At 67.3% G+C, this 20,243-nt stretch carries 17 protein-coding genes and 1 pseudogene; 9 read left to right on the top strand and 9 right to left on the bottom strand.

The features are described 5' to 3' along the window. Positions 1 to 53: 53 nt before the first annotated feature. Both K3U96_RS12215 and K3U96_RS12210 read left to right on the top strand, forming a co-directional pair. Positions 54 to 833 (top strand): ArsR/SmtB family transcription factor, encoded by a 780-nt coding sequence (locus K3U96_RS12215; protein ID WP_230982438.1) that lies wholly within the window; start codon positions 54 to 56, stop codon positions 831 to 833. A gap of 28 nt (positions 834 to 861) precedes the next feature. Continuing rightward, a pseudogene (locus K3U96_RS12210) lies at positions 862 to 1,535 on the top strand (DUF899 family protein). Here K3U96_RS12210 and K3U96_RS12205 read toward each other — a convergent pair. Genes K3U96_RS12205 through K3U96_RS12180 form a run of 6 tightly spaced genes read right to left on the bottom strand, consistent with a single transcriptional unit; the run spans position 1,532 to position 7,681 of the window. Next, a complete protein-coding gene (locus K3U96_RS12205) occupies positions 1,532 to 2,191 on the bottom strand; it encodes an MBL fold metallo-hydrolase (RefSeq protein WP_220693172.1) in 660 nt (219 codons plus the stop codon). The pseudogene K3U96_RS12210 and the gene K3U96_RS12205 overlap by 4 nt on opposite strands. Before the next feature lie 45 nt (positions 2,192 to 2,236). After that, positions 2,237 to 2,905, bottom strand: coding sequence for an alpha/beta hydrolase family protein (locus K3U96_RS12200; protein ID WP_220693171.1), 669 nt, complete (start codon positions 2,903 to 2,905; stop codon positions 2,237 to 2,239). A 31-nt stretch (positions 2,906 to 2,936) separates the two neighbouring features. Then, a complete protein-coding gene (locus K3U96_RS12195; RefSeq protein WP_268928480.1) occupies positions 2,937 to 4,148 on the bottom strand; it encodes an NADH:flavin oxidoreductase/NADH oxidase family protein in 1,212 nt (403 codons plus the stop codon). 5 nt (positions 4,149 to 4,153) lie between these two features. Continuing rightward, complete coding sequence (locus K3U96_RS12190; RefSeq protein WP_220693169.1) at positions 4,154 to 4,936, bottom strand: glutamine amidotransferase; 783 nt, start codon at positions 4,934 to 4,936, stop codon at positions 4,154 to 4,156. Positions 4,937 to 4,963: 27 nt separating this feature from the next. Then, on the bottom strand, positions 4,964 to 7,195 hold the full coding sequence (katG, locus tag K3U96_RS12185) for a catalase/peroxidase HPI (protein ID WP_220693168.1): 2,232 nt from the start codon (positions 7,193 to 7,195) through the stop codon (positions 4,964 to 4,966). A gap of 33 nt (positions 7,196 to 7,228) precedes the next feature. Continuing rightward, positions 7,229 to 7,681 (bottom strand): Fur family transcriptional regulator, encoded by a 453-nt coding sequence (locus K3U96_RS12180; protein ID WP_220693167.1) that lies wholly within the window; start codon positions 7,679 to 7,681, stop codon positions 7,229 to 7,231. 296 nt (positions 7,682 to 7,977) lie between these two features. Between K3U96_RS12180 and K3U96_RS12175 the strand changes: the two genes are divergently transcribed. From K3U96_RS12175 to K3U96_RS12150, 6 genes are read left to right on the top strand one after another with little or no spacing between them, the layout of a single operon-like run. Beyond that, the gene (locus tag K3U96_RS12175; protein ID WP_220693166.1) at positions 7,978 to 9,201 is read left to right on the top strand and encodes an acyltransferase family protein; all 1,224 of its coding nucleotides are present in this window, start codon (positions 7,978 to 7,980) and stop codon (positions 9,199 to 9,201) included. A 35-nt stretch (positions 9,202 to 9,236) separates the two neighbouring features. Then, positions 9,237 to 9,929: an Rv0518 family GDSL lipase gene (locus K3U96_RS12170; protein WP_069406620.1), complete on the top strand. Its 693-nt coding sequence runs from the start codon at positions 9,237 to 9,239 to the stop codon at positions 9,927 to 9,929. Beyond that, positions 9,926 to 11,281, top strand: a complete 1,356-nt coding sequence (locus K3U96_RS12165) for a sensor histidine kinase (RefSeq protein WP_220693165.1) — start codon at positions 9,926 to 9,928, stop codon at positions 11,279 to 11,281. Before K3U96_RS12170 ends, K3U96_RS12165 begins: the two co-directional genes overlap by 4 nt. A 25-nt stretch (positions 11,282 to 11,306) precedes the next feature. Next, a complete protein-coding gene (locus K3U96_RS12160) occupies positions 11,307 to 11,741 on the top strand; it encodes a type II toxin-antitoxin system Rv0910 family toxin (RefSeq protein WP_220693164.1) in 435 nt (144 codons plus the stop codon). A 21-nt stretch (positions 11,742 to 11,762) separates the two neighbouring features. Beyond that, positions 11,763 to 13,112, top strand: coding sequence for an aldehyde dehydrogenase family protein (locus K3U96_RS12155; protein ID WP_220693163.1), 1,350 nt, complete (start codon positions 11,763 to 11,765; stop codon positions 13,110 to 13,112). A 42-nt stretch (positions 13,113 to 13,154) separates the two neighbouring features. Beyond that, positions 13,155 to 14,705: an HNH endonuclease signature motif containing protein gene (locus K3U96_RS12150; RefSeq protein ID WP_220693162.1), complete on the top strand. Its 1,551-nt coding sequence runs from the start codon at positions 13,155 to 13,157 to the stop codon at positions 14,703 to 14,705. A gap of 283 nt (positions 14,706 to 14,988) precedes the next feature. On the opposite strand, the gene aceA is transcribed toward K3U96_RS12150, so the two are convergent. After that, positions 14,989 to 17,301: an isocitrate lyase ICL2 gene (gene aceA / locus K3U96_RS12145; protein ID WP_220693161.1), complete on the bottom strand. Its 2,313-nt coding sequence runs from the start codon at positions 17,299 to 17,301 to the stop codon at positions 14,989 to 14,991. A gap of 9 nt (positions 17,302 to 17,310) precedes the next feature. After that, positions 17,311 to 18,195 carry a helix-turn-helix transcriptional regulator gene (locus K3U96_RS12140; RefSeq protein ID WP_069406614.1) on the bottom strand — a complete coding sequence of 295 codons (885 nt, stop codon included), beginning with the start codon at positions 18,193 to 18,195 and terminating at the stop codon, positions 17,311 to 17,313. 72 nt (positions 18,196 to 18,267) lie between these two features. On the opposite strand from K3U96_RS12140, the gene K3U96_RS12135 reads away from it, so the two are divergent. Further along, complete coding sequence (locus K3U96_RS12135; protein WP_220693160.1) at positions 18,268 to 18,942, top strand: class I SAM-dependent methyltransferase; 675 nt, start codon at positions 18,268 to 18,270, stop codon at positions 18,940 to 18,942. On the opposite strand, the gene lhgO is transcribed toward K3U96_RS12135, so the two are convergent. Beyond that, positions 18,911 to 20,128, bottom strand: a complete 1,218-nt coding sequence (gene lhgO / locus K3U96_RS12130; RefSeq protein WP_220693159.1) for an L-2-hydroxyglutarate dehydrogenase — start codon at positions 20,126 to 20,128, stop codon at positions 18,911 to 18,913. The two genes, K3U96_RS12135 and lhgO, sit on opposite strands and share 32 nt — an antisense overlap. Between the last annotated feature and the right edge of the window lie 115 nt (positions 20,129 to 20,243).

The following is a 20,243-nucleotide window of genomic DNA, read 5'->3' as shown; positions in this document are numbered from 1 at the left end:
AGCCATACAGCTGCATAACGTGAACACGCAGCCCGACGGCTGCGCGAATGCATATGACCGCGATCGACGAGGTATTCAAGGCGCTGGCTGACCCCAGCCGACGCATCCTGCTGGACAGCCTCAACGCACGAAACGGGCAGAGCCTGCGGGATCTGTGTGCGGGCCTGTCAATGGCACGGCAGTCCGTCAGCAAGCACCTGACGGTGCTCGAGGACGCCAACCTGATCACCACCGTGTGGCGGGGTCGCGAGAAGCTGCACTACCTCAACGCCGAACCGATCAACGCCATCGCCGACCGCTGGATCAACCAATACGACCGTGCCCGGGTCCAGACCCTCGCCGACCTCAAGACAGCATTGGAGACCCAACCCATGGACAGCGCCGAATTCGTCTACACGACCTACATCCGAACCACCCCAGAGCGGCTGTGGCAGGCGATCACCGACCCGGCATTCTCGCACCGGTATATGGGCCATGCCTTGGTGTCGGATTTCGAGAAGGGCTCGACCTACGTATGGGCGGATCGCGATCTGGAGATCGAGCACCCCGATCAGCTCATCCTCGAATCCGAGCCATACCGACGGCTCGCATTCACCTTTCACACGTTCGTACCGGAACTGACGACGTTGGGCCTGGATGAAGACGTCATCGCCAAGGCCGCCAAGGAGCAGCGCTCCAAGGTGACGTTCGAGATCGAGCCTGCTGATGACGACCAGGTGAAGCTGACCGTCATTCACGACAACTTCCCGCCGGAAAGCACTGTCCGCGAGCTCATTTCCGGTGGCTGGCCGTGGAAGCTGTCCAACCTCAAGACGGCACTCGAAGTGTCATAGCACCGAAAGAAGAAGGGAGGAGGTGGAAATGAAGGCACCACCGATCGTGTCCGCGCAGGAGTGGGAGAGCGCCCTGCAGGAGATGCTCGTCCAGGAGAAAGAAGTGCAGCGGGCCCGGGATGCGCTCGCCGCGAGGCGACGCAGGATGCCGTGGGTGGCCGTGGACAAGCAGTACCTGTTCGACGGGCCCGACGGCACGGTGAGCCTCGTCGACTTGTTCGATGGTCGCCGCCAGCTGATCGTCTATCGCGCGTTCATCGAGCCTGGCACCGGCGACTGGCCCGAACACGGCTGCGTGGGTTGTTCTTTGATGCCGACCATGTGCCCAATCTCACGCACCTCAACGCGCGTGACACCACGTTCGTGTACGTTTCTCGCGCATCGCAGTCCGAGCTCGAGCGGATGAAGTCCAAGATGGGCTGGCGGCACCCGTGGTTCACGATCACCGACGACTTCGACAAGGATCTCGGGTGCGACGAGTACCACGCCACCAACGCGTTCATTCGTGACGACAGCGACCGTGTGTTCCGCACCTACTCCATCTCCGGCAGGGGCGACGAGGTGTTCGTGAACACGTGGAATCTTCTCGACATGACCGCGCTTGGTCGACAGGAGAACTGGGAGGATTCTCCCGAGGGCTATCCGCAGACTCCGCCCTACGACTGGTGGATCTGGCACGACACCGGAACCGGCGAGTCCTAGGCCGGCAGGCTGGCCAACGCCTCCTGGATGCACTGCGTCCAGCGCGCCGAATCGACCACCTCGATCGCGGTCGGACCACCGAACGCGCTGGAGATCACGAGATCCGGTTCGACTCCGGCCAGCAGCTCGAGGCTGGCCCTAAGGGCGTCGGTCTCACCGCGCTCGGGCACCACGAACGTCGACCATGTGCCCGCTTCGGTGGGGAACATGGTGTCGCCGGTGAACAGGTACCTTTCGCCGCCGACCCCGGTGACCAGATAGCAGGTGCTGCCCGGCGAATGTCCCGGCGTGGGAAGGACTTCCACACCGTTGGCGTCGACGTGCCGCTCATCACCCAGCGTCACGTCGACGTGCCCGTGCTCGGAGATCACCTCCACCTCCGCGGCGGGCGCATGCAATCGACGGCCGAACCGCTCGGCGATCCGCGCCAGGTTGGGCCCGGCCTCGTCCTGATGCGACAGGTATTGCGCGCTCACGCCCCCGAGCGCGTCGATCGCATCGAAGTCGGCGTCGCTGGCGGGGTTGTAGAACAGCACGTTGCCCGTCGACCGCCGCCACAGGTAGGCGTGCGTGGTCAGCCCGGGAAACGGCGAATCCATCCGGGTTTCGAAAAGGTCGTCGCGGATCTGGGTCAAGGTGTGCGTTGAAGTAACCATGACCCCACCCTGCATCCTCAACCATTGTTGAGGTCAAGGACCAGATTACGAAGCGACGGCGGCGATTCGGGCCGCCACATCGTCGGCGACGGCCAGCGCCTGTGGATCCTCGGCGGGCACATAGCGGTCGGCAACGGGGTCGTGTGCCGCGCCGGCGATCGCCGCGTGGTCGGTGTCGAGTTCCACCAGCTCGACGGGCCAGTCGTTGGCCCGCAGCGTCGCGGCGAAGTCTCGGCTGACGGTCACCGGAACGACGTGGTCCCCGACACCGTGCAACAACGTGACAGGGGAGCGCGCAAGGCCCGTGAGGTCGGTGGGCAGCGGCTCGCCCGACACCGGGTCGGCGACGACGAACGCACCGGCCAGACAAACGGTGTGCGCGAACCGGACACCGAGCTCACCGGCGTGCAGCGTGGCGCCCGCTGCCGCCAGCCCACCCAGCGACCACCCGACGAGCAGCATCGCGTCGGGATCGGCACTGCGGGACCGCGCAAAATCAAGCGAGCCCAGCAGATCGGCATGACCGCGGTCGTGGGCCTGTGAATTCCAGTCGGGTACCAGCACCGAGAAGCCGTGGGCCGCCACCCGTTCGGCGAGCGGTCCCATGGTGGCACGGGCGTCGGTCTGGGCACCGTGCCACATGAGAACGGTGCGTTGGGGATTCTCCTCCCACAGATCGACGAGCCGACCGGGAGCGTATTCGACAGCCTTCATGGGCACAGACATTCCCCGCCGACGCCGATCACTAACGGACGACGGCGCGACGCGCCAGTGCGTCGCACGTACTTGCCAGCAGATACTTCGCCATCGCGGCCTCCGCGCTGCGACCGGGCCTGGGGGAGCGTCCCCGGCCGATGCGGTGGATCTGCTCGGTGTACCAGATGGTTTCGCCCGCCCCGGCCAGCCTCGGGATGCGAACACGTCGCGGTGACGCCGTGCTGACCGCACCTTCGCCGGCCAGCAAGCGCTGCGCGAGGTCTGGTTCGAGGACCAGGGGTCGGCCCAGGCCGCACACGTCGATGGCACCCGAGCGCACGGCTGTCTCCATCGCCGCGGCGCTGCGCAGGCCGCCGGTCAGCATCAGCGGCATGCGGGCACGCGCACGGACACGCTCTGCGTAGTCGAGAAAGTACGCTTCCCGCGTTCGGGTCGACTCGGGCGCACCGGTCATCATCGCGGTCGCCTCAAACGTGCCGCCCGATATCTCCAGCAGGTCCACGCCCACATCACCGAGGCTGTCGACGACTGCCATCGACTCGCCCTCGTCGAAACCGCCGCGCTGGAAATCCGAACTGTTCAGCTTGACCGCCACCGCGACCCCGGCGCCGACCGCACCGCGAACCGCTTCGACGACGGCCAGCAGGAAGCGTCGTCGCCGCGCGGGGTCACCACCCCACGCGTCGTCTCGCCGGTTGGTCAGCGGCGACAGGAACTGCGAGATGAGGTACCCGTGGGCGGCATGGATCTGCACCCCGTCAAAACCGGCCTTCACCGCGATCTGCGCGCTGCGGGCGAACCGGCCTATCAGCGCATCGATCTCAGAAGCGGTCAGTGGCCGCGGCCGCGCGAACCCGCCTCGCAGGCTTGTCATTTCCTGTGCGGACGGCGCAACCGGGCGGGTGGACAACGTGCGTGGTATCTGGCGACCGGCGTGGTTGAGCTGCATCCAGCAGTGCGCGCCGCCGGACCGGGCGGCGACCGCCCAGGCACTCAGCACCTCGATGTCGCGGTCATCCTCCACGACCACCTGGCGTGGCTCGGAGACGGCGCCGCGGTCGACGATCACGTTGCCGGTGATCACCAGGCCGCATCCACTGCGTGCCCATTTTTCATACAGCCGCAGGTGCGCACGTGTGGGACTGCCTGACAGCGTCGCGAGTTGCTCGCTCATCGCCGCCTTCGCCACACGGTTCGGCAACACTGCGCCGCAGGGTAATTCGAGCGGCTTTGCGAGCATCATGGCTATTGTCGGTACCTTTCGGAGAACCGCCGAAGTATAGTCGGTGGATGTCGGACATCCCATTGCCGCGCAGCTTCTTTCAGTGCCTCTGCCGATTCCGGCGCGAAGTAGCCGTGGTTTTTGTAGACGTTGATGCGGGTGAAGATCCCGTCGATGTCCAGTTCGGGATGGAACTGCGTGGCGTAGACGTTCTGGCCGACGCGGAAGGCCTGAACCGGACAGTCGGGGGAGGACGCCAGGCACACGACGCCCGGCGGGAGCTCGCTGACACCTTCTTTGTGGCCACCGTAGGCGTCGAAAGCGTCCGGCACATCGGCGAACAGCGGATCGTCGCGACCGGCCGCGGTGACGGTGATCCGCATTCCGCCGACCGGTTCGGGGTATGTCCGGTCGATGGTTGCGCCGATGACGGTGCCGAGGGTGCCCACGCCGTAACAACATCCGAGGAAGGGAAAGTCCTGTTCGACCAGGCGCTCGATCAGCGTCAGCAACTCCGCCTCGGCGCGTTGTTGCACGGCGGATTTCGTGTCTGCGGGATCGCTGATGGTGTAGGGCCCACCGCCCAGGATGACGCCGGACCAGTCGGCGAGGTCGATGTGCCCCAACGGTTGGTGGGTCAACCGGATCCGCTGCAGACCGGCGGGGTCCAGGCCGGCGAAACGCAGCACCGCCAGGTACTCGTCGTCGGCCGCCTCGTCTTCGCCGCGGATCGACAGCAGCAGGAACGGACGGTGCCCGGAATGCACGGCACCCCGCGAGCCGGATGAGCTCGCGGGGTGTCGCACCTATCTATTGTCGGTCACGCACCGGTGTTACTGGTGCAGGTCGAACCGATCGTTGTTCATCACCTTGACCCAGGCAGCCACGAAGTCGTCCACGAACTTCTGCTTGCTGTCTTCCTGTGCGTAGACCTCGGCCAGCGCCCGCAACTGCGAGTGCGAACCGAACACCAGGTCGTTGGCGGTGGCCGTCCACTTGACGTCGCCCGACGCACGATCGCGACCCTCGTAGACGTTCTCCTCGTGTCCGCCCTTCCACTCCGTGCCCATGTCGAGCAGGTTGACGAAGAAGTCGTTCGTCAGCACGCCGGGACGGTCGGTGAGCACGCCGTGCTTGCTGCCACCGTAGTTGGCGCCCAGCGCACGCAGGCCCCCGATGAGCACCGTCATCTCCGGAGCGGTCAGGTTGAGCATGTACGCCCGATCCACGAGAAGACGTTCGATCTGGGTCTTCTCGTTGGGCCGGATGTAGTTGCGGAACCCGTCGGCGCGCGGCTCGATGACGGCGAACGACTCGACGTCGGTCTGCTCCTGCGTGGCGTCGGCGCGTCCCGGCGCGAACGGCACCGTGACGTCGAATCCGGCGTCCTTGGCGGCCTTTTCGACAGCGGCCGAACCGGCAAGCACGATCAGGTCGGCCAGCGAGATCTGCTTGCCGCCGGATGCGGAGCCGTTGAAGTCCTGCTGGATCTTCTCGAGCACCGGCAGTACCTTGGCCAGCTCGGCGGGCTCGTTGACGTCCCAGTTCTTCTGCGGCTCAAGGCGGATCCGGGCACCGTTGGCGCCACCCCGCTTGTCGGTGCCGCGGAAGCTGGCCGCCGACGCCCACGCCGTCTTGATCAACTGGGTGCTCGACAGGCCGGAGTCGAGAACCTTGGCCTTCAACGCAGCGATGTCGGCGTCGTCGACCAGCTGGTGGTCGACGGCGGGCACCGGGTCCTGCCAGACGTAGGTCTCGCTGGGAACCCACGGACCCACGTAACGCGACACCGGACCCATATCGCGGTGCAGCAGCTTGAACCATGCCTTGGCGAACGCGTCGGCGAGTTCTTCGGGATGATTCAGCCAGCGCCGGGTGATGTCGGCGTAGATCGGGCTGAGCCGCATCGACAGGTCGGTCACCAACATGTACGGCTTGCGCTTCTTGGTGGGGTCGTGCGGTTCCGGGATCACGTCCCCGGCATCCTTGGCGACGTACTGCCAGGCTCCGGCCGGGCTCTTGGTCAGCTCCCACTCATAGCCGTACAGGGTCTCCAGGAAGCTGTTGTCCCACTTGGTCGGCGTCGGCGTCCAGACCACCTCGAGACCGCTGACCACCGCGTCGGCGCCCTTGCCCGAGCCGTAGGAGCTCTTCCAGCCCAGCCCCTGCTGTTCGATGGGCGCGGCCTCCGGTTCGGGACCGACCAGGCTGGCGTCCCCGGCGCCGTGGGTCTTGCCGAAGGTGTGGCCGCCGACGATCAGCGCGGCGGTCTCCTCGTCGTTCATCGCCATGCGGCCGAACGTCTCGCGGATGTCGATCGCGGCCTTGATCGGGTCGGGCTCGCCCTCCGGGCCCTCGGGGTTGACGTAGATCAGACCCATGGTCGTCGCGCCGAACGGCTCGGCCAGGTCACGCTCACCGGAGTAGCGCTTGTCGGTGCCCAGCCAGGTGTCCTCGAAGCCCCACAGGGTCTCCTCTGGCTCCCAGATGTCCTCGCGGCCGAACGCGAAGCCGGCGGTCTTGAAGCCCATCGACTCCAGCGCGACGTTGCCCGCCAACACCAGCAGGTCGGCCCAGGACAGCTTGCGGCCATACTTCTGCTTGATCGGCCACAACAACCGGCGGGCCTTGTCCAGACCGTTGTTGTCGGGCCAGCTGTTGATCGGGGCAAAGCGCTGGGCGCCCTGGCCACCGCCGCCGCGGCCGTCGTGGATGCGGTAGGTGCCCGCGGAGTGCCAGCTCATGCGGATGAACAGGCCACCGTAGTTGCCGTAGTCGGCGGGCCACCAGTCCTGCGAGTTGGTCATCAGCTCGGTGAGGTCGCGCTTGAGCGCGTCGAAGTCGAGCTTCTTGACTTCCTCGCGGTAGTTGAAGTCGGCGCCCAACGGGTTGGCCTTCACGTCCTGGGCGTGCAGCACCGAGACGTCGACCTGGTTGGGCCACCAGTCCTGGTTCCGGAGCGGAGCGTGACTCTTGGGCGTCGGTGAGGGAATGACCGGGTTTTCACTCTCGCTGGTGCTCTGAGTTTTTTCCGCTGAATGGGGAGGGCGAGCGTCGGATGTCACAACATTCCTTCCGGTGGGTTTATCGGGCTGTGATCACGGTTGTGATCGCGAAACATGTGAAATCGAGCAGTCAGGGCACAGCCCCCAATAGATGACCTCCGCTTCGTCGAGCACGAAGCCGTCGAGCGTGCCGTCGTCGGACGGGGTGAGACACGGTGCGTCCCCGACGGCACAGTCGACATCGGCGATGACGCCGCACGACCGGCAGACGATGTGATGGTGGTTGTCGCCGACCCGTGATTCGTACCGCGCGACCGAACCGGACGGCTGAATCTTGCGCACCAGACCGGCCGTCGTCAGCGCGGCCAGCACGTCGTACACGGCCTGCCGGGAGACATCGGGCAGCACCGCGCGGACGGCGCCGAAGATCGTCTCGGTATCCGCGTGTGGACGTGCATACACCGCCTCGAGCACCGCCAACCGCGGACGGGTTACGCGCAGGTCAGCCCTTCGCAGCTGATCGGCGTAATCCGGCGTAGAAGGCACAAGCCCAATATGCCGCCGTTTCTGGAATGAGTCAAGAGATCATCCCAACGTGTTGGCCCGACGGTGAGATCACGCCATGCCGCCCGCGCTGGTTGCTGCGGTCGCCAATACCCCCGGTTACCAATCGTTTTCAGCTTCACCGCGTCCGGCGCGCCGGGTTTCCGTCCCGCGATAACGGGGTCGGCGCTGGTAATCTGCAAAGCTGCCGTCCGGTGCCGGCGCGGAGGCCAGCCACCCGCACCCCGGCATGAACGTGCCCGACCCGACCGCCAACAGTCCCTCGCGAAGAGAGTTTTGTGCGCACGACAGAGATCAGAGCACTGTCTGGTCTGCGCATCGTCGCTGCCGTGTGGGTGGTGCTGTTTCACTTCCGGCCGCTGCTGGAACAGGCGGCGCCGGGTTTCCGCTCGGCGCTGGCGCCGGTGCTCGACTGCGGCGCCCAGGGCGTCGACCTGTTCTTCATCCTCAGCGGCTTCGTGCTGACCTACAACTACCTCGACCGGATGGGAAACACCTGGTCATGGCGGTCGACGCTGCAGTTTTTGTGGCTTCGGCTGGCCCGGGTGTGGCCGGTCTACCTGGTGACGATGCACCTGGCGGCGCTGTGGATGATCTTCACTCTCAACATCGGGCATGTGCCGTCACCGGCCGCGGACCAGCTCACGGCGATGAACTACATCAAGCAGTTCCTGCTGGTCCAGTTGTGGTTCCAGCCCTTCTTCGACGGTTCGAGCTGGGACGGGCCGGCCTGGTCGATCAGCGCCGAGTGGTTGGCGTACCTGATGTTCGGGGGACTGGTGCTGATCGTATTCCGCATCGCCCGGGCGACCAGGGCCCGCGGGCTGATCCTGCTGGCCGTCGCCTCCGCAATGCCGCCAATCCTGCTGCTGATGGCGACCGGCCAGTTCTACACACCGTGGAGCTGGCTGCCGCGGATCGTCATGCAGTTCACCGCGGGCGCGCTGCTGTGCGCGGCGGTCTGCAAGATGCAGCCGTCCGATCGGGCCCGGCGCGGCGCTGGGTACGCGGCCGTGCTGCTGGCCGCCGCGATCGTCGGCATCCTCTACCTCTTGGACGCGTACCCGATGACCAAGATCTACGACTCCAGCGGGTTCGTCGACGTGCTGTTCGTGCCGCTGGTGTTCACGCTGGCCATCGGTGCGGGAACGCTGCCGGGTCTGCTGTCGATCCGGCCGATGGTGTACCTCGGCCATATCTCGTTCAGCCTGTACATGGTGCACGAACTGGTCCACACCACGTGGAACTGGATGGTCGAGCAGTTCGAGCTGCGCTTGCTCGCCGACCTCAACGGCAAGCTGACCCTGCTCACGATCATCGGCGTCGCATTCGCCGGCGCAGCGCTGCTGTATCACTTCGTCGAGGAGCCGGCCCGCCGATGGATGCGCAGCATGATGAAAAGCAGCCGCGAAGCCCGCACCGAGCCGGTCCCGGGCAACCTTGCGCCGATCCACACGCCCCGCGAAGAGCGGGCGAAGACGGTTTCTGTCCGCGCGGTGTGATCAGGGTTCACGCGGTCGCGCAATACGCTGTAGCGGTGAGACGTCTGGTCACCGTCGTAGCCGTGCTCGCGCTGTTGGTCGGCATGGGCTGCCAGCGGCCAACACCGGTCAGCCACAAAGGGATAGTGGCGGTGAACTTCGCGCTGAACCGCGTTGCGGTGATCAGCGACTCCTACACCACCGGCGGCGACCAGGGCGGCCTGGGGGCGAAGGGTTGGACCACCCGCGCCTGGCAGATGCTGGCCCAGCAGGGCATCCCCACCACCGCGGACGTCGGCGCCGAGGGCGGGGCGGGTTACGGCACCCGCGGCAACCACGGCCGCGTGTTCGAGGACCTGACCGCCGCGACGGTAAACCCCGACGACACGCTGGTGCTCTTCTTCGGCTCCCGAAACGATATGAACGTCAACCCCGCCCAGCTGTCGATACTGGTGTATGGCACCTTTCAGTTGGCCCGCCGGATCGCTCCTTCGGCCAAATTGCTGGTGATCGGTCCAGCGTGGCCGACCGCGAACCCGCCCGGTGAAGTGCTGCGCATCCGCGACACCCTCGGATATCAGGCCGGGTTGGCCGGTGCGACGTTCGTCGACCCGATCGCCGCGGCCTGGTTCGTCGGACGGCCCGAGCTCATCGGCGCCGACGGCGTGCACCCCACCGACGCCGGACACGCCTACATGGCCGAGAAGATCGCGCCGCTCATCCGCGCCGCACTGCCCAGGAGGGTATGACCGTGACACTCGGGGCCCGGCTGTACCGGCTGCTCACGCGGCTGATGTCGCTGCGGGTCATCGTCATCGTGGCAGCACTCTCGGTGGTCGTGCTGGTCATCACGCTGGGCGCCTGGGTGTGGTTCGGCGTCACCAACGATCAGTACAGCCAGCTCGACCGGCGACTGGATTCGGTGAGCAGTCTCGGCGACATCGGGGCGATGCTGCGCACCGCCGAACAGGACGACGCCGTCGCCCTGGTACCCAGCGGCGGCCTGGTGCGCACCGCCCGGGTGGACGGTGCGACGGTGTCGGTTCCGCCCGACATCGTGCTGCCACAGTTCGATGTCGGCTACACCAACACCACCATCGACGGCGTCGAGTACCGGGTGCGCACCTTCGCCGCAGGCGATGCGTCCATCGCGGTCGGCGCGCCGCTCGCCGACACCCAGCGCCGCATCGACGAACTGCACCGGCGGGTGCTGCTCATCTGCACCGGCGTGATCGTGGGCACCGTGCTGGTCGGCTCGGTGATGTGGTCGATCATGATCAACCCGTTCCGGCTGCTGGCCCAGCAGGCCCGCGCCATCAACGCGCAGTCGGCGCCCGACGAGGTTCAAGTGCGAGGTGTGCAGGAGGCGGTGGAGATCGCCGAGGCGGTCGAAGGCATGCTCGCGCGCATCGGTGACGAGCAGCAGCGCACCCGAGCCGCGCTGGAGTCGGCCCGTGACTTCGCCGCGGTGGCCTCCCACGAACTGCGCACCCCGTTGACGGCGATGCGCACCAACCTCGAGGTGTTGTCCACCCTCGAGATGCGTCCCGACCAGCGCGAAGAAGTCATCGCCGACGTGATGCGCACACAGACCCGGATCGAGGCGACGCTCACCGCACTGGAGCGGCTCGCGCAGGGCGAGTTGACGACGGCTGACGACTTCGTGCCCTTCGACATCACCGAACTGCTCGACCGCGCCGCCCACGACGCGAGGCGAAACTTCCCGGGCGTCGACGTGTCGCTGCCGTCGTCCACCACGGTGTTGATGGTCGGGCTTCCCGCCGGGCTGCGCCTGGTCATCGACAATGCGATCACGAACGCGATCAAACACGGCGGCGCCACCGAAATCCGGCTCAGCGCCGTCACTTCCGGCGAGGGTGTGGAGATCGCGGTCGACGACAACGGCGCCGGTGTTCCGGAGGAGGAACGCGCGGCGGTGTTCCAGCGGTTCTCGCGGGGGTCGACGGCGGCCAGGTCGGGCTCGGGTCTCGGGCTGGCGCTGGTGGCCCAGCAGGCCGAGATCCACGGCGGCACCGCGACCATGGAGGCCAGCCCGCTCGGCGGTGCGCGGCTGGTGCTGCGGTTACCTGGTCCGCGGTGAGGCCGACGCGCGCTAGCATCCCAGCGTGGCGAAACTCGAGTTGGCGCGTGAACTGGCGCTGAGCCCGCAGGATGCCTGGGCACACGCATCGGATCTGGGGTCGCTGGGCGACTGGCTGGTCATGCACGAGGGCTGGCGGGGGGAGTTGCCCGCCGAATTGTCTGTCGGGACAACGCTGGTCGGTGTGGCGGGCGCCAAGGGGCTGCGCAATCGGGTGACCTGGACGGTGAAGAAGTTCGACCCGCCTGAACTGCTCGAAGTGACCGGCAACGGCGTGGGCGGCACCAGGTACGGCCTGACGATGAAAGTCACGCCGACCAAATCCGGTTGCGCCTTCAAGGTGACCCTCAACCTGGGCGGCGCGCCGTTGTTCGGCCCGATCGGTTCGGCGGCGGCGCGTGCGGTCAAGGGCGATATCGAACGCTCGGTCCGGCGGTTCGAGGAACTCTATGCCGGGTAACACCGTGTTGTGTTACCCAGCATGAATTTGACGGTTCTCGACCCTCGTACCGGCGACACGGTCAGCCGGATTCCCATCACCGACAGCGACGCGTGTGAGGACGCCATCGCCCGGGCCCGCGCGGCGTTTCCCACCTGGTCGTGCACCCCGGCCGCCGAACGCGCCGCCGCGCTGACCGCCGCGGCAGCCGCCGTCCGCGCCGCGGCCGACGAACTGGCCGATCTCAACGAACGCGAGACCGGCAAGCTCGCCGACGACGCGTCGGGCGGTGTCGCGGCAGGCGCTGGAACCCTGGGGCAGTACGCCGAACTCGGCCCGTTACACGGCGGTCGCAGCCTGCAAGGCGGTTGGGGCGCAACCGACTTCATGATCCCCGAACCGCGTGGAGTCGTCGCGGTGCTGACGCCGTGGAACGATCCCGTCGCCGTGGCGGCCGGCCTGCTGGGCGCCGCGCTGGCGACTGGAAACACCGTGGTGCACAAGCCAAGCGAACGTTGTCCACGCACCGGCCGCAGGTTCGCCGAGTTGATCGCCGAACAATTGCCGCCGGGCGTGCTCGAAATCGTCGACGGGGACGGGGAACTCGGCGCGCAGTTGGCCTCCTCTGAGCACGTCGACGTCGTGGCGCATGTGGGCAGCAGCGCCACCGGCCGGACGATTGCGCGTTCCTGCGCCGAGCGCGGCGCCAAGGCCGTGCTGGAGAACGGTGGAAACGATCCGTTGATCGTCGACGCCGGCGTGGACCCGCGATGGGCGGCCAAGCAGGCCGCTACGGGTGCGTTCGCCAACGCCGGCCAGATTTGCGTCTCGGTGGAACGGCTTTATGTGGTCGAGTCCGTCGCTGCCGCGTTCCTCGACGAGTTGGTCGCCGAAGCCCGCGTGTGGGGCGACCGGATCGGCCCGTTAGTGGACAGGGCACAACGCAGCCTCGTGCACGACCACGTCGCCGACGCGGTGGCCAAAGGTGCGCGGGTGTTGATCGGTGGCGCACCGCGCCCAGGCAAGGGCGCGTTCTATCCGCCCACCGTGCTCACCGACTGCACACCGGACATGGCGCTGTTCTGCGAGGAGACGTTCGGCCCCGTCGCGCCGGTCCGGGTGGTCGCGGACTTCGAGGCCGCGCTGGCCGAGGCGGCCGAGGACCGTTACGGCTTGGCGGCCTCGGTCCTGACCGCCGACATGGCCCACGCGCAGCTGGCCTGGCGCGTGCTGCCCGTCGGCACCGTCAAGATCAACGACGTCTTCGGGGGAGCACCTGGCGGCGCGTCCGAACCCCGGCGGGCCAGCGGCAGCGGGTTCGGATTCGGCCCCGAACTGCTCGACGAGCTGACCATGATGAAGGTGGTGCACTGGGCCCCGCCCGGCCCGTAGTAGCAAACGCCGCCGGGCGAGGCCGGATTTGTCGGATGTCGAATGTATGTTCGAGCTATGGCGGGAAACGGGCTGCAGGCAGCGTTAGCCGGGTTGCGCGCCGCCTATGAAGAGGTGGCGGCGTGCGATCTGGACCTGTTGACCCGCCCTGAACTGCTCACCGCCCTTGATGAGGTCGAAGCGTTGTCGTGTCAGCTGCCGACGGTCAGCCACCGCTTGCTCGCGCGTCTGCGGTGCGAGACGACGCCGGCGGAGATGGGTGCGCACTCGTGGAAAGAAGTGCTGCGGGTTCGCTATCGGATCTCGACCAGCGAGGCGAACCGGCGGTTGACCGAAGCCGAGCTGTTGGCGCCGCGCCAGTCGGTGACGGGTCCGTCGCTGCCGCCGGCGTTACCGGCCACCGCCGCCGCTCAAGCCCACGGGCTGATCAACGCCGAACACGTCGAGGTCATCAGAAAATCGGTGGCCAAGCTGCCGGGCTGGGTGGATGCGGCCACCCGCGACCAGTTCGAGGTCGACCTGGTGCGTACCGCGGTCAAAGTCGGGCCCAAAGAACTCACCGACACCGCTGACCTGACGTTGTTTCTGCTCGACCAAGACGGGCCCGAACCCACCGACGTCGACCGGGCCCGCAAGCGTGGGGTCAGAAAGTCCAAACAGGGCGCCGACGGAATGGTGGAACTGCGCGCGATGCTGACCCCCGAGGCGTGGGCGGTGTGGGAGGCGATCTTCGCCAAGTACGCCGCACCGGGCATGTGTAACCCCGACGATCCCCAACCGTGCACCTCGGGCACACCGACCCAAGCCCAGATCGACAACGACCACCGCACCCTGGCCCAACGCCAACACGATGCGCTGATCGCCGTCGGGCGCATCGCGTTGATGAGCGGTGAACTCGGCCAACTCAACGGGCTGCCCGTGTCGATCATCATCCGAACCACCCTGCAGGACTTGGAATCTCGCGCCGGGGTCGGCACCACCGGCGGCGGCACCCTCATGCCGATCGCCGATGTGATCCGGCTGGCCGCGCACGCCAACCACTACCTGGCGGTGTTCGACAAAGCCACCGGATCAGCGATGGACCTGTACCGCGCCAAGCGCACCGCCTCACCGACGCAGCGGATCATGCTGATCGCCCGCGACGGCGGATGCACCAAACCGTGCTGCACCATCGGCGCATACGGTTGTCAAGCCCACCACGTGGTGGCAGATTGGACCGACGGCGGCAACACCAACGTCGACGAACTCGGGCTGGCCTGCGGACCGCACAACCGCAGCGTCGACACCCACGGCGGCTGGACCACCCGGATGAACGACCGCGGCGAAGTCGAATGGCTCCCACCATCCAACCTGGACACCGGCCAAGCCCGACTCAACTACTACCACCGACCCGAACGCCTCCTACGGCCCGACGACGAACCCGAAGACCAACCGTCAACCGAACCCACCAACGCCCCGGTTGCAGGCCCGCAGTCGGATACCGCGCCCTCCGACGACAACCAGGTCGTCGAAGGCGAATCGGATGCCGCGCGGTCATTCCCCGGAGCCAGCGAGCCCGGCGGTCCGGCGCCCCCAGGACACCGGGCGGCCTGACCCGCCGACGCGAGAGATCGTGGCGCCTCGAACAATTCGACGGCGCCGGCATCAGCATGCCCGCACCAATGGGCGCTGGAAACGACGAAAGCAGGAGGATGTGGGCTGGGTCTTCCCATTCGACATTGATCCACCCGGAGGCCGGCGACGACAATAAATGACGGATGACCCGACACCGACCGAGAACTCGGTGACCACCGAGTCGAAGACCGACGGCACCAGCGTCGGACAACACCGACTCCGCCGACCCGCCGCCATCCTCGGACGGCTCGACGTAGCCGCATCAGCTCGCCGGCTGATCCTCCTTGCGGATGAGGCGTTGCAGGGCTTCGCGGTCCGGGGCCAGCAGTTCCTCGATGCGCGGCTGGTTGACATCGGCGACGATGATCTCGCCGACCTCCTGGTATACGTCGCGGAAGATGCCGTGGGACTTCATCTTCTCGGTTTGATAGATGTTGTCCTCGGTCGGGGTGACGTAGTAGACCACCTCGGCCTTGAAGCGGTGGATCAGCCACAGATGGATGATGTCCATCAGACGCTTCTGGCGCAGCTTCTCGGCGAAGGTGTTCTGATCGCGCACGGTCAGGATGCTGCGGCCGTGCCGGTCCTTGATCGGGTCGACGATCGCGTTCGCCAGCTTCTCGCTCTCGCCGCCGTCGCGCTCGCCGAAGATACCGAGTTCCAACACATCGGAGCCGGGCCGGGTGGGACGCAGTTGCACGCGCAGCTTCTCGCCGAGTTGGTAGTGCTTGCTCCACAGCGCCAGCCATTCCTCCAGCAGCTTCTTGGGCACCTCGGTCTGCACCAGGTGCTGGTGCTGTGTAGAGCCCTTGCCCATGGCCTTCGTGGTCGCGGTGCGGCCCGACGACGCAGCCAACGCGGCGTCGCTTCGCGGCCCACCCACCAGCGTTTGCGGTGTGCGGTAAGGCGATTCGACCAGCCGCATCTTGCGCTGCAGCCGTGCCAGCGCCAGCATCCCGTCCTGTTTGAGCGCGGTCGCGAACTCCTCGGACGCCACCCCGTCGACCTGATGGCCGCCGTAGGTGATGAAGTTGAAGACGAACCCCATCTTGGCGAGTTCCTCAGGGAAGGCCCGCATTTCGTCGTCGGTCATGCCGGTGGTGTCCCAGTTGAACGAGGGCGACAGGTTGTAGGCCAGCATCTGGTCGGGGAACTCGGCGTGAATCGCCTCGGCGAACTCCCGCGCGTCGGCGAGATCGGCCGTCTTGGTTTCCATCCAGAGAATGTCGGCGAACGGCGCAGCCGCCAGCGACTTGGCGATCGCATACGGGATGCCGCCGCGGACCTGGTAGTAGCCCTCCGGCGTCTTGGCCAGCTCACAGTCCCAACCCACGGCGGCGCCGACCTCGCGGGCCTTCTCGCGCGCGGTGTACAGCGGGGCCCGCGTCGCGAACTCGCGCCACTCGTCGACGCTCATGTCGAGCTGTTCGCCTTCGCTCTCCCGGAATTCGAGCAGTTCGGCCACCGCCTCGCCGTACGTCATCAGCCCGGCATCCAACTGCCAGGCGTCGACGAACTGCGACTCCACGTTGTCGAACAGGGCATCGAGCGACTGCTGCGGATCGTCGCGGTGCCTCGACGCCGCCTCGGCGACCGCGTCGGCGATGCCGTGGTGCTGCAGCCACGCGCCCGCGACCTCGTACTCGCCCTCGGGCAGCGCGTAGAGCAGGTGGCCGTTGAGTTCGGTGACGTCCAGTTCGTAGAAGCGCCGCATCATCGCCAGGTAGCAGGACTTGTACGACGGGATTTTCAGGTTGGTGACACCGAGCAGGAACGGCTGGTCCCGCTCGTCGGCACGGCTGTCGATCAGGTTGGCCGCCTCGGCGTCCGTGCGGGCCACGATGATGCCAGGCACACCCATCACGTCGAGTTGGAAGCGCGCGGTGTTGAGCCGCTTGATCTGTTCGTCGGACGGCACCAGCACCTTGCCGCCCTGGTGACCGCACTTCTTGGTGCCCGGGCGCTGGTCTTCGATGTGATATCCGGGCACGCCGGCCTCCACGAAGCGGCGAATCAGGTTGCGCACGTGCGGATCTCCGCCGTGGCCGGTGTCGGCGTCGGCGATGATGAACGGACGGAAGTCGGTCGCCGGCGTCGCGGCGCGTTGTTCGCTGGTCATCTGCAGCCGCAGGTAATGCTGGTTGCGGTCGGCGGTCAGAAGGGCCCGTACCAGCCCCGCGGCCTCCTCGGGCACCTGGCTCAGCGGATAGCTGGCCAGGTCGGGACCCGGGTCCTCGGTGGTGGAGCCCTTGGCCGAGGTCGCCCAGCCGCCGAGGTAGATCCCCTCGATACCGGTCCGCTTCATCGCCACCGCCTGCCCGGGCGAGTACGGGCCGAAGGTGGTGATGCTCTTCTTCTGGGCGTACAGCTCGCGCAGCCGGGCGTAGAACGCCGTCGCCGCCTCCCGCGCGACGATGTAGTCCGCCGGGATCGTGCCGCGCTGCTCGACGACCTGCTGGGCCGTGTAGAGCCGGATGATCCCGTCGAATCGCGGGCTGTCGAAGTATTTCTGGGTGGCGGCGACGTCGCGCTCGAACGGTGTCTGCGGCGCTGCATCCGCTTCGATGATGGCCATGAAATCAGCCTACGGCGAGTGCGACGGCGGCGATGCGTAATCAGCCGCCCGACCCCGCCACCTGCGCGGGGACGTGCCGTGCGCACGGCGGAACAGCCGGGCGAAATATCCCGGGTCGGCGAACCCGACGCGGCGGGCCACCTGCTGGATCGGCAGGTCGGTGCCGGCCAGCAGCCGCCGGCTCTCGGCCATCCGGCGTTCGGTGATCCACTCCTGGACGGTGCGCCCGGTGCGGCGGCGCACGATCGTCGTGAGATGACCCGGCGTCATGCCGACCTCGCGCGCGACGTCCCGCAGCGACAACGGCTCGCCGTGCCGCCGTTCGATCACCGCGAACACGTCGGCGAGCACGGTCTCGCCGCGGTAGCGCAGGTGGCCCACCACGTCCTCCGCGATGCGGGCAAGGTCGATCAGCAGCAGCGTCAGGTGGGCGATCGTGGCCTGCCGGTACCCGTCCTGCCGCGCCGTCAGCTCCGTCCGGATCGAATCGATCGCGGCGTCCCACACCGGGCGGCGGTCACGGGGGAGCCGCAGTTCGAGCATCCCGCCGGCCTCGGTGTGCAGAAACGGAAACAGCAGCGGATGCCCCTGCCACGCCGGCCACGACGTCTTTTCGTCAACACCCAGCGCGGCCGGGTCGAAGAAGACCGCGACACCGTCGTCGGAGCGCTCGATCCGGCTCGGGTCGACCACCTCACCGGCCGCCACGACATAGACGAGGCGGGCCGACGGCACGTACCACAGGGCCGGAAAGTCGTGGATATGACGGCCGCGCTCGAGAACATCGGCGGGCCCGGCCGAGGCCACCGACACCGGCGCCGCGTCGGGCCCGGTCGGATACCGGTACATCGGCACCCCGCCGCGGTGCCGCACCAGCCGGGTCTGCGCGGACATGTGCCAAAGATAGTCCCAGTACCACCGAGAATCGACCAACCATGTTCGCAACATTGGGCTGAGCATGAAGACATGACCGAACATCGTCCACATATCCCTGGCATCGGGCACGGCCGTCACGACTATCTACCCGCGGCAGGGCATGACGCCTTGCTGCCGTGCTATGACCTGCTGACCCGAGCGCTGGGCATGGGCAGAGCTTACGACGCACTGATCCGGCAGGCTGAACTTGAGGACGGTCAGCAGTTACTTGAAATAGGCTGCGGTACAGGCAATGTCATTATCCGGGCGGGGCGCCGCCATCCAGGTATCGACGCGGTCGGCGCTGACCCCGATCCGCGTGCCCTGACCCGGGCCCGGCGCAAGGCCGGCGGTTTGGCCGGGATCCGGTTCGACCGCGGTTACGCCCAGGATCTGCCCTATGCCGACGGCCAGTTCGACAGGGTGCTGTCGTCGATGATGTGGCACCACCTCGACGACGAGGTGAAACCTCAAGCCGCAGCAGAGATTTTCCGGGTGTTGCGACCCGGCGGCCGACTGCATCTGCTCGACGTCGGCGGCCCGATGAGCGCCGGTGACGGGCGGGCGGCACGGCGGATGCTCCGCAGCACCCATATCGCGGGCAACCTCGGCGATGGGATCCCGCAGCTCTTGCGCGGCGCGGGGTTCGACTGCACCCAGGTCGACACGCACCGGCAGCGCCTGGCCGGACGGCTCACCTACTACCGGGCTTCTCGATCGTCGTAACGATGTGCTCGGCGATCGCCAGCGATGACGTCGCCGCAGGCGATGGCGCATTGCGCACGATCACGACACGCTCGCGGAAACTGAGCCGGAAGTCGTCGACCAGGCTGCCGTCGCTGTCGAGGGCCTGCGCCCGCACTCCGGCCTCGCCGGCCACCACGTCGCTGTCGGCGAGGTCGGGCACATAGGCCCGCGCCGCGGAAAGGAACCTGCGCCGGTTCACCGACCCGTACAGTTCCCGGGCCCCGGTGCGCCAATGCCTGCGCGCGAACCGCCAAAAGCCCGGCGTGCCTGCGATGTCGACGAGGTCGCGAACCGACACCGTGCGCCACGTGTAGCCCTCCCGGGCCAGGGCCAGAACGGCGTTCGGCCCGATCAGCACCTCGCCGTCGACCCGCGGTGTCAGGTGCACACCGAGGAACGGATAGCGGGGATCGGGCACCGGATACACCAGCCCGTTGACTAGGTTGCGCCGCTGCGGCTTCAGCGCGTAGTACTCGCCGCGAAACGGCACGATCACCGGGTTGGCGCCGTCACCCACCAGCGCAGCCAGGCGATCGCTGTGCAGTCCGGCGCACACCACGACACGATCGAAGGCGCCATCCCGGACGGTTTCGCCGCGGCGCGCGCTGATGATCACCTCGTCACGTCCGGTCTGCATGCCGACGACCCGGTGCCCGAGCAGGATCTGCGCGCCGCCCGCCACGGCGTCGGCGGCCAGCGCCTCGGTCACCTCCGCGAAGTCGACGATCGACGTCGACGGCGAGTGCAGCGCGGCCACCCCGCGGACGTGGGGTTCGAGTTCGCGTAATTCCCCGGCACCGATGATCCGCACGCCCGGCACCCCGTTGGCGCGGGCCCGGGACGCGATGTCGTCCAGCCGGGCGCGTTCGGCGCCGTCGAACGCGACGAGGACCTTGCCGCAACCGATCCGGCGGATGTCACGCTCGGCGCAGAACTCCTCGAGCAGAGTGACACCGCGGCGGCACAGCAGCGCCTTGTGGGAGCCGGGCTGGTAGTACAGCCCGGCGTGGACGACGCCGGAGTTGTGCCCGGTCTGGTGCGCGGCCAGCCGGTCTTCCTTTTCAAACAGCGTCACGGCCGAATCCGGCTGCCGGCGCAGGATTTCGCGTGCCACCGCGACGCCGACGATGCCGCCCCCCACGACTGCGATTCGCGAACCTGTCATACGACCTCCCGAACGGTTCCGATCTTGCCCTATTACCTGTTCGCGGCGGCGGTTGCGGCCGCCGGAGTCACCGTTGGGTCACAGTCTGGTCTCTCATTGGTCCTGTGCCATGCGG

It is taken from the genome of Mycolicibacterium holsaticum DSM 44478 = JCM 12374 (assembly GCF_019645835.1).
GTDB classification, from domain to species: Bacteria; Actinomycetota; Actinomycetes; order Mycobacteriales; family Mycobacteriaceae; genus Mycobacterium; species Mycobacterium holsaticum.
The sequence above is the reverse complement of the archived record's forward strand: the minus strand, read 5'-3'. Positions and strand labels throughout refer to the sequence as shown.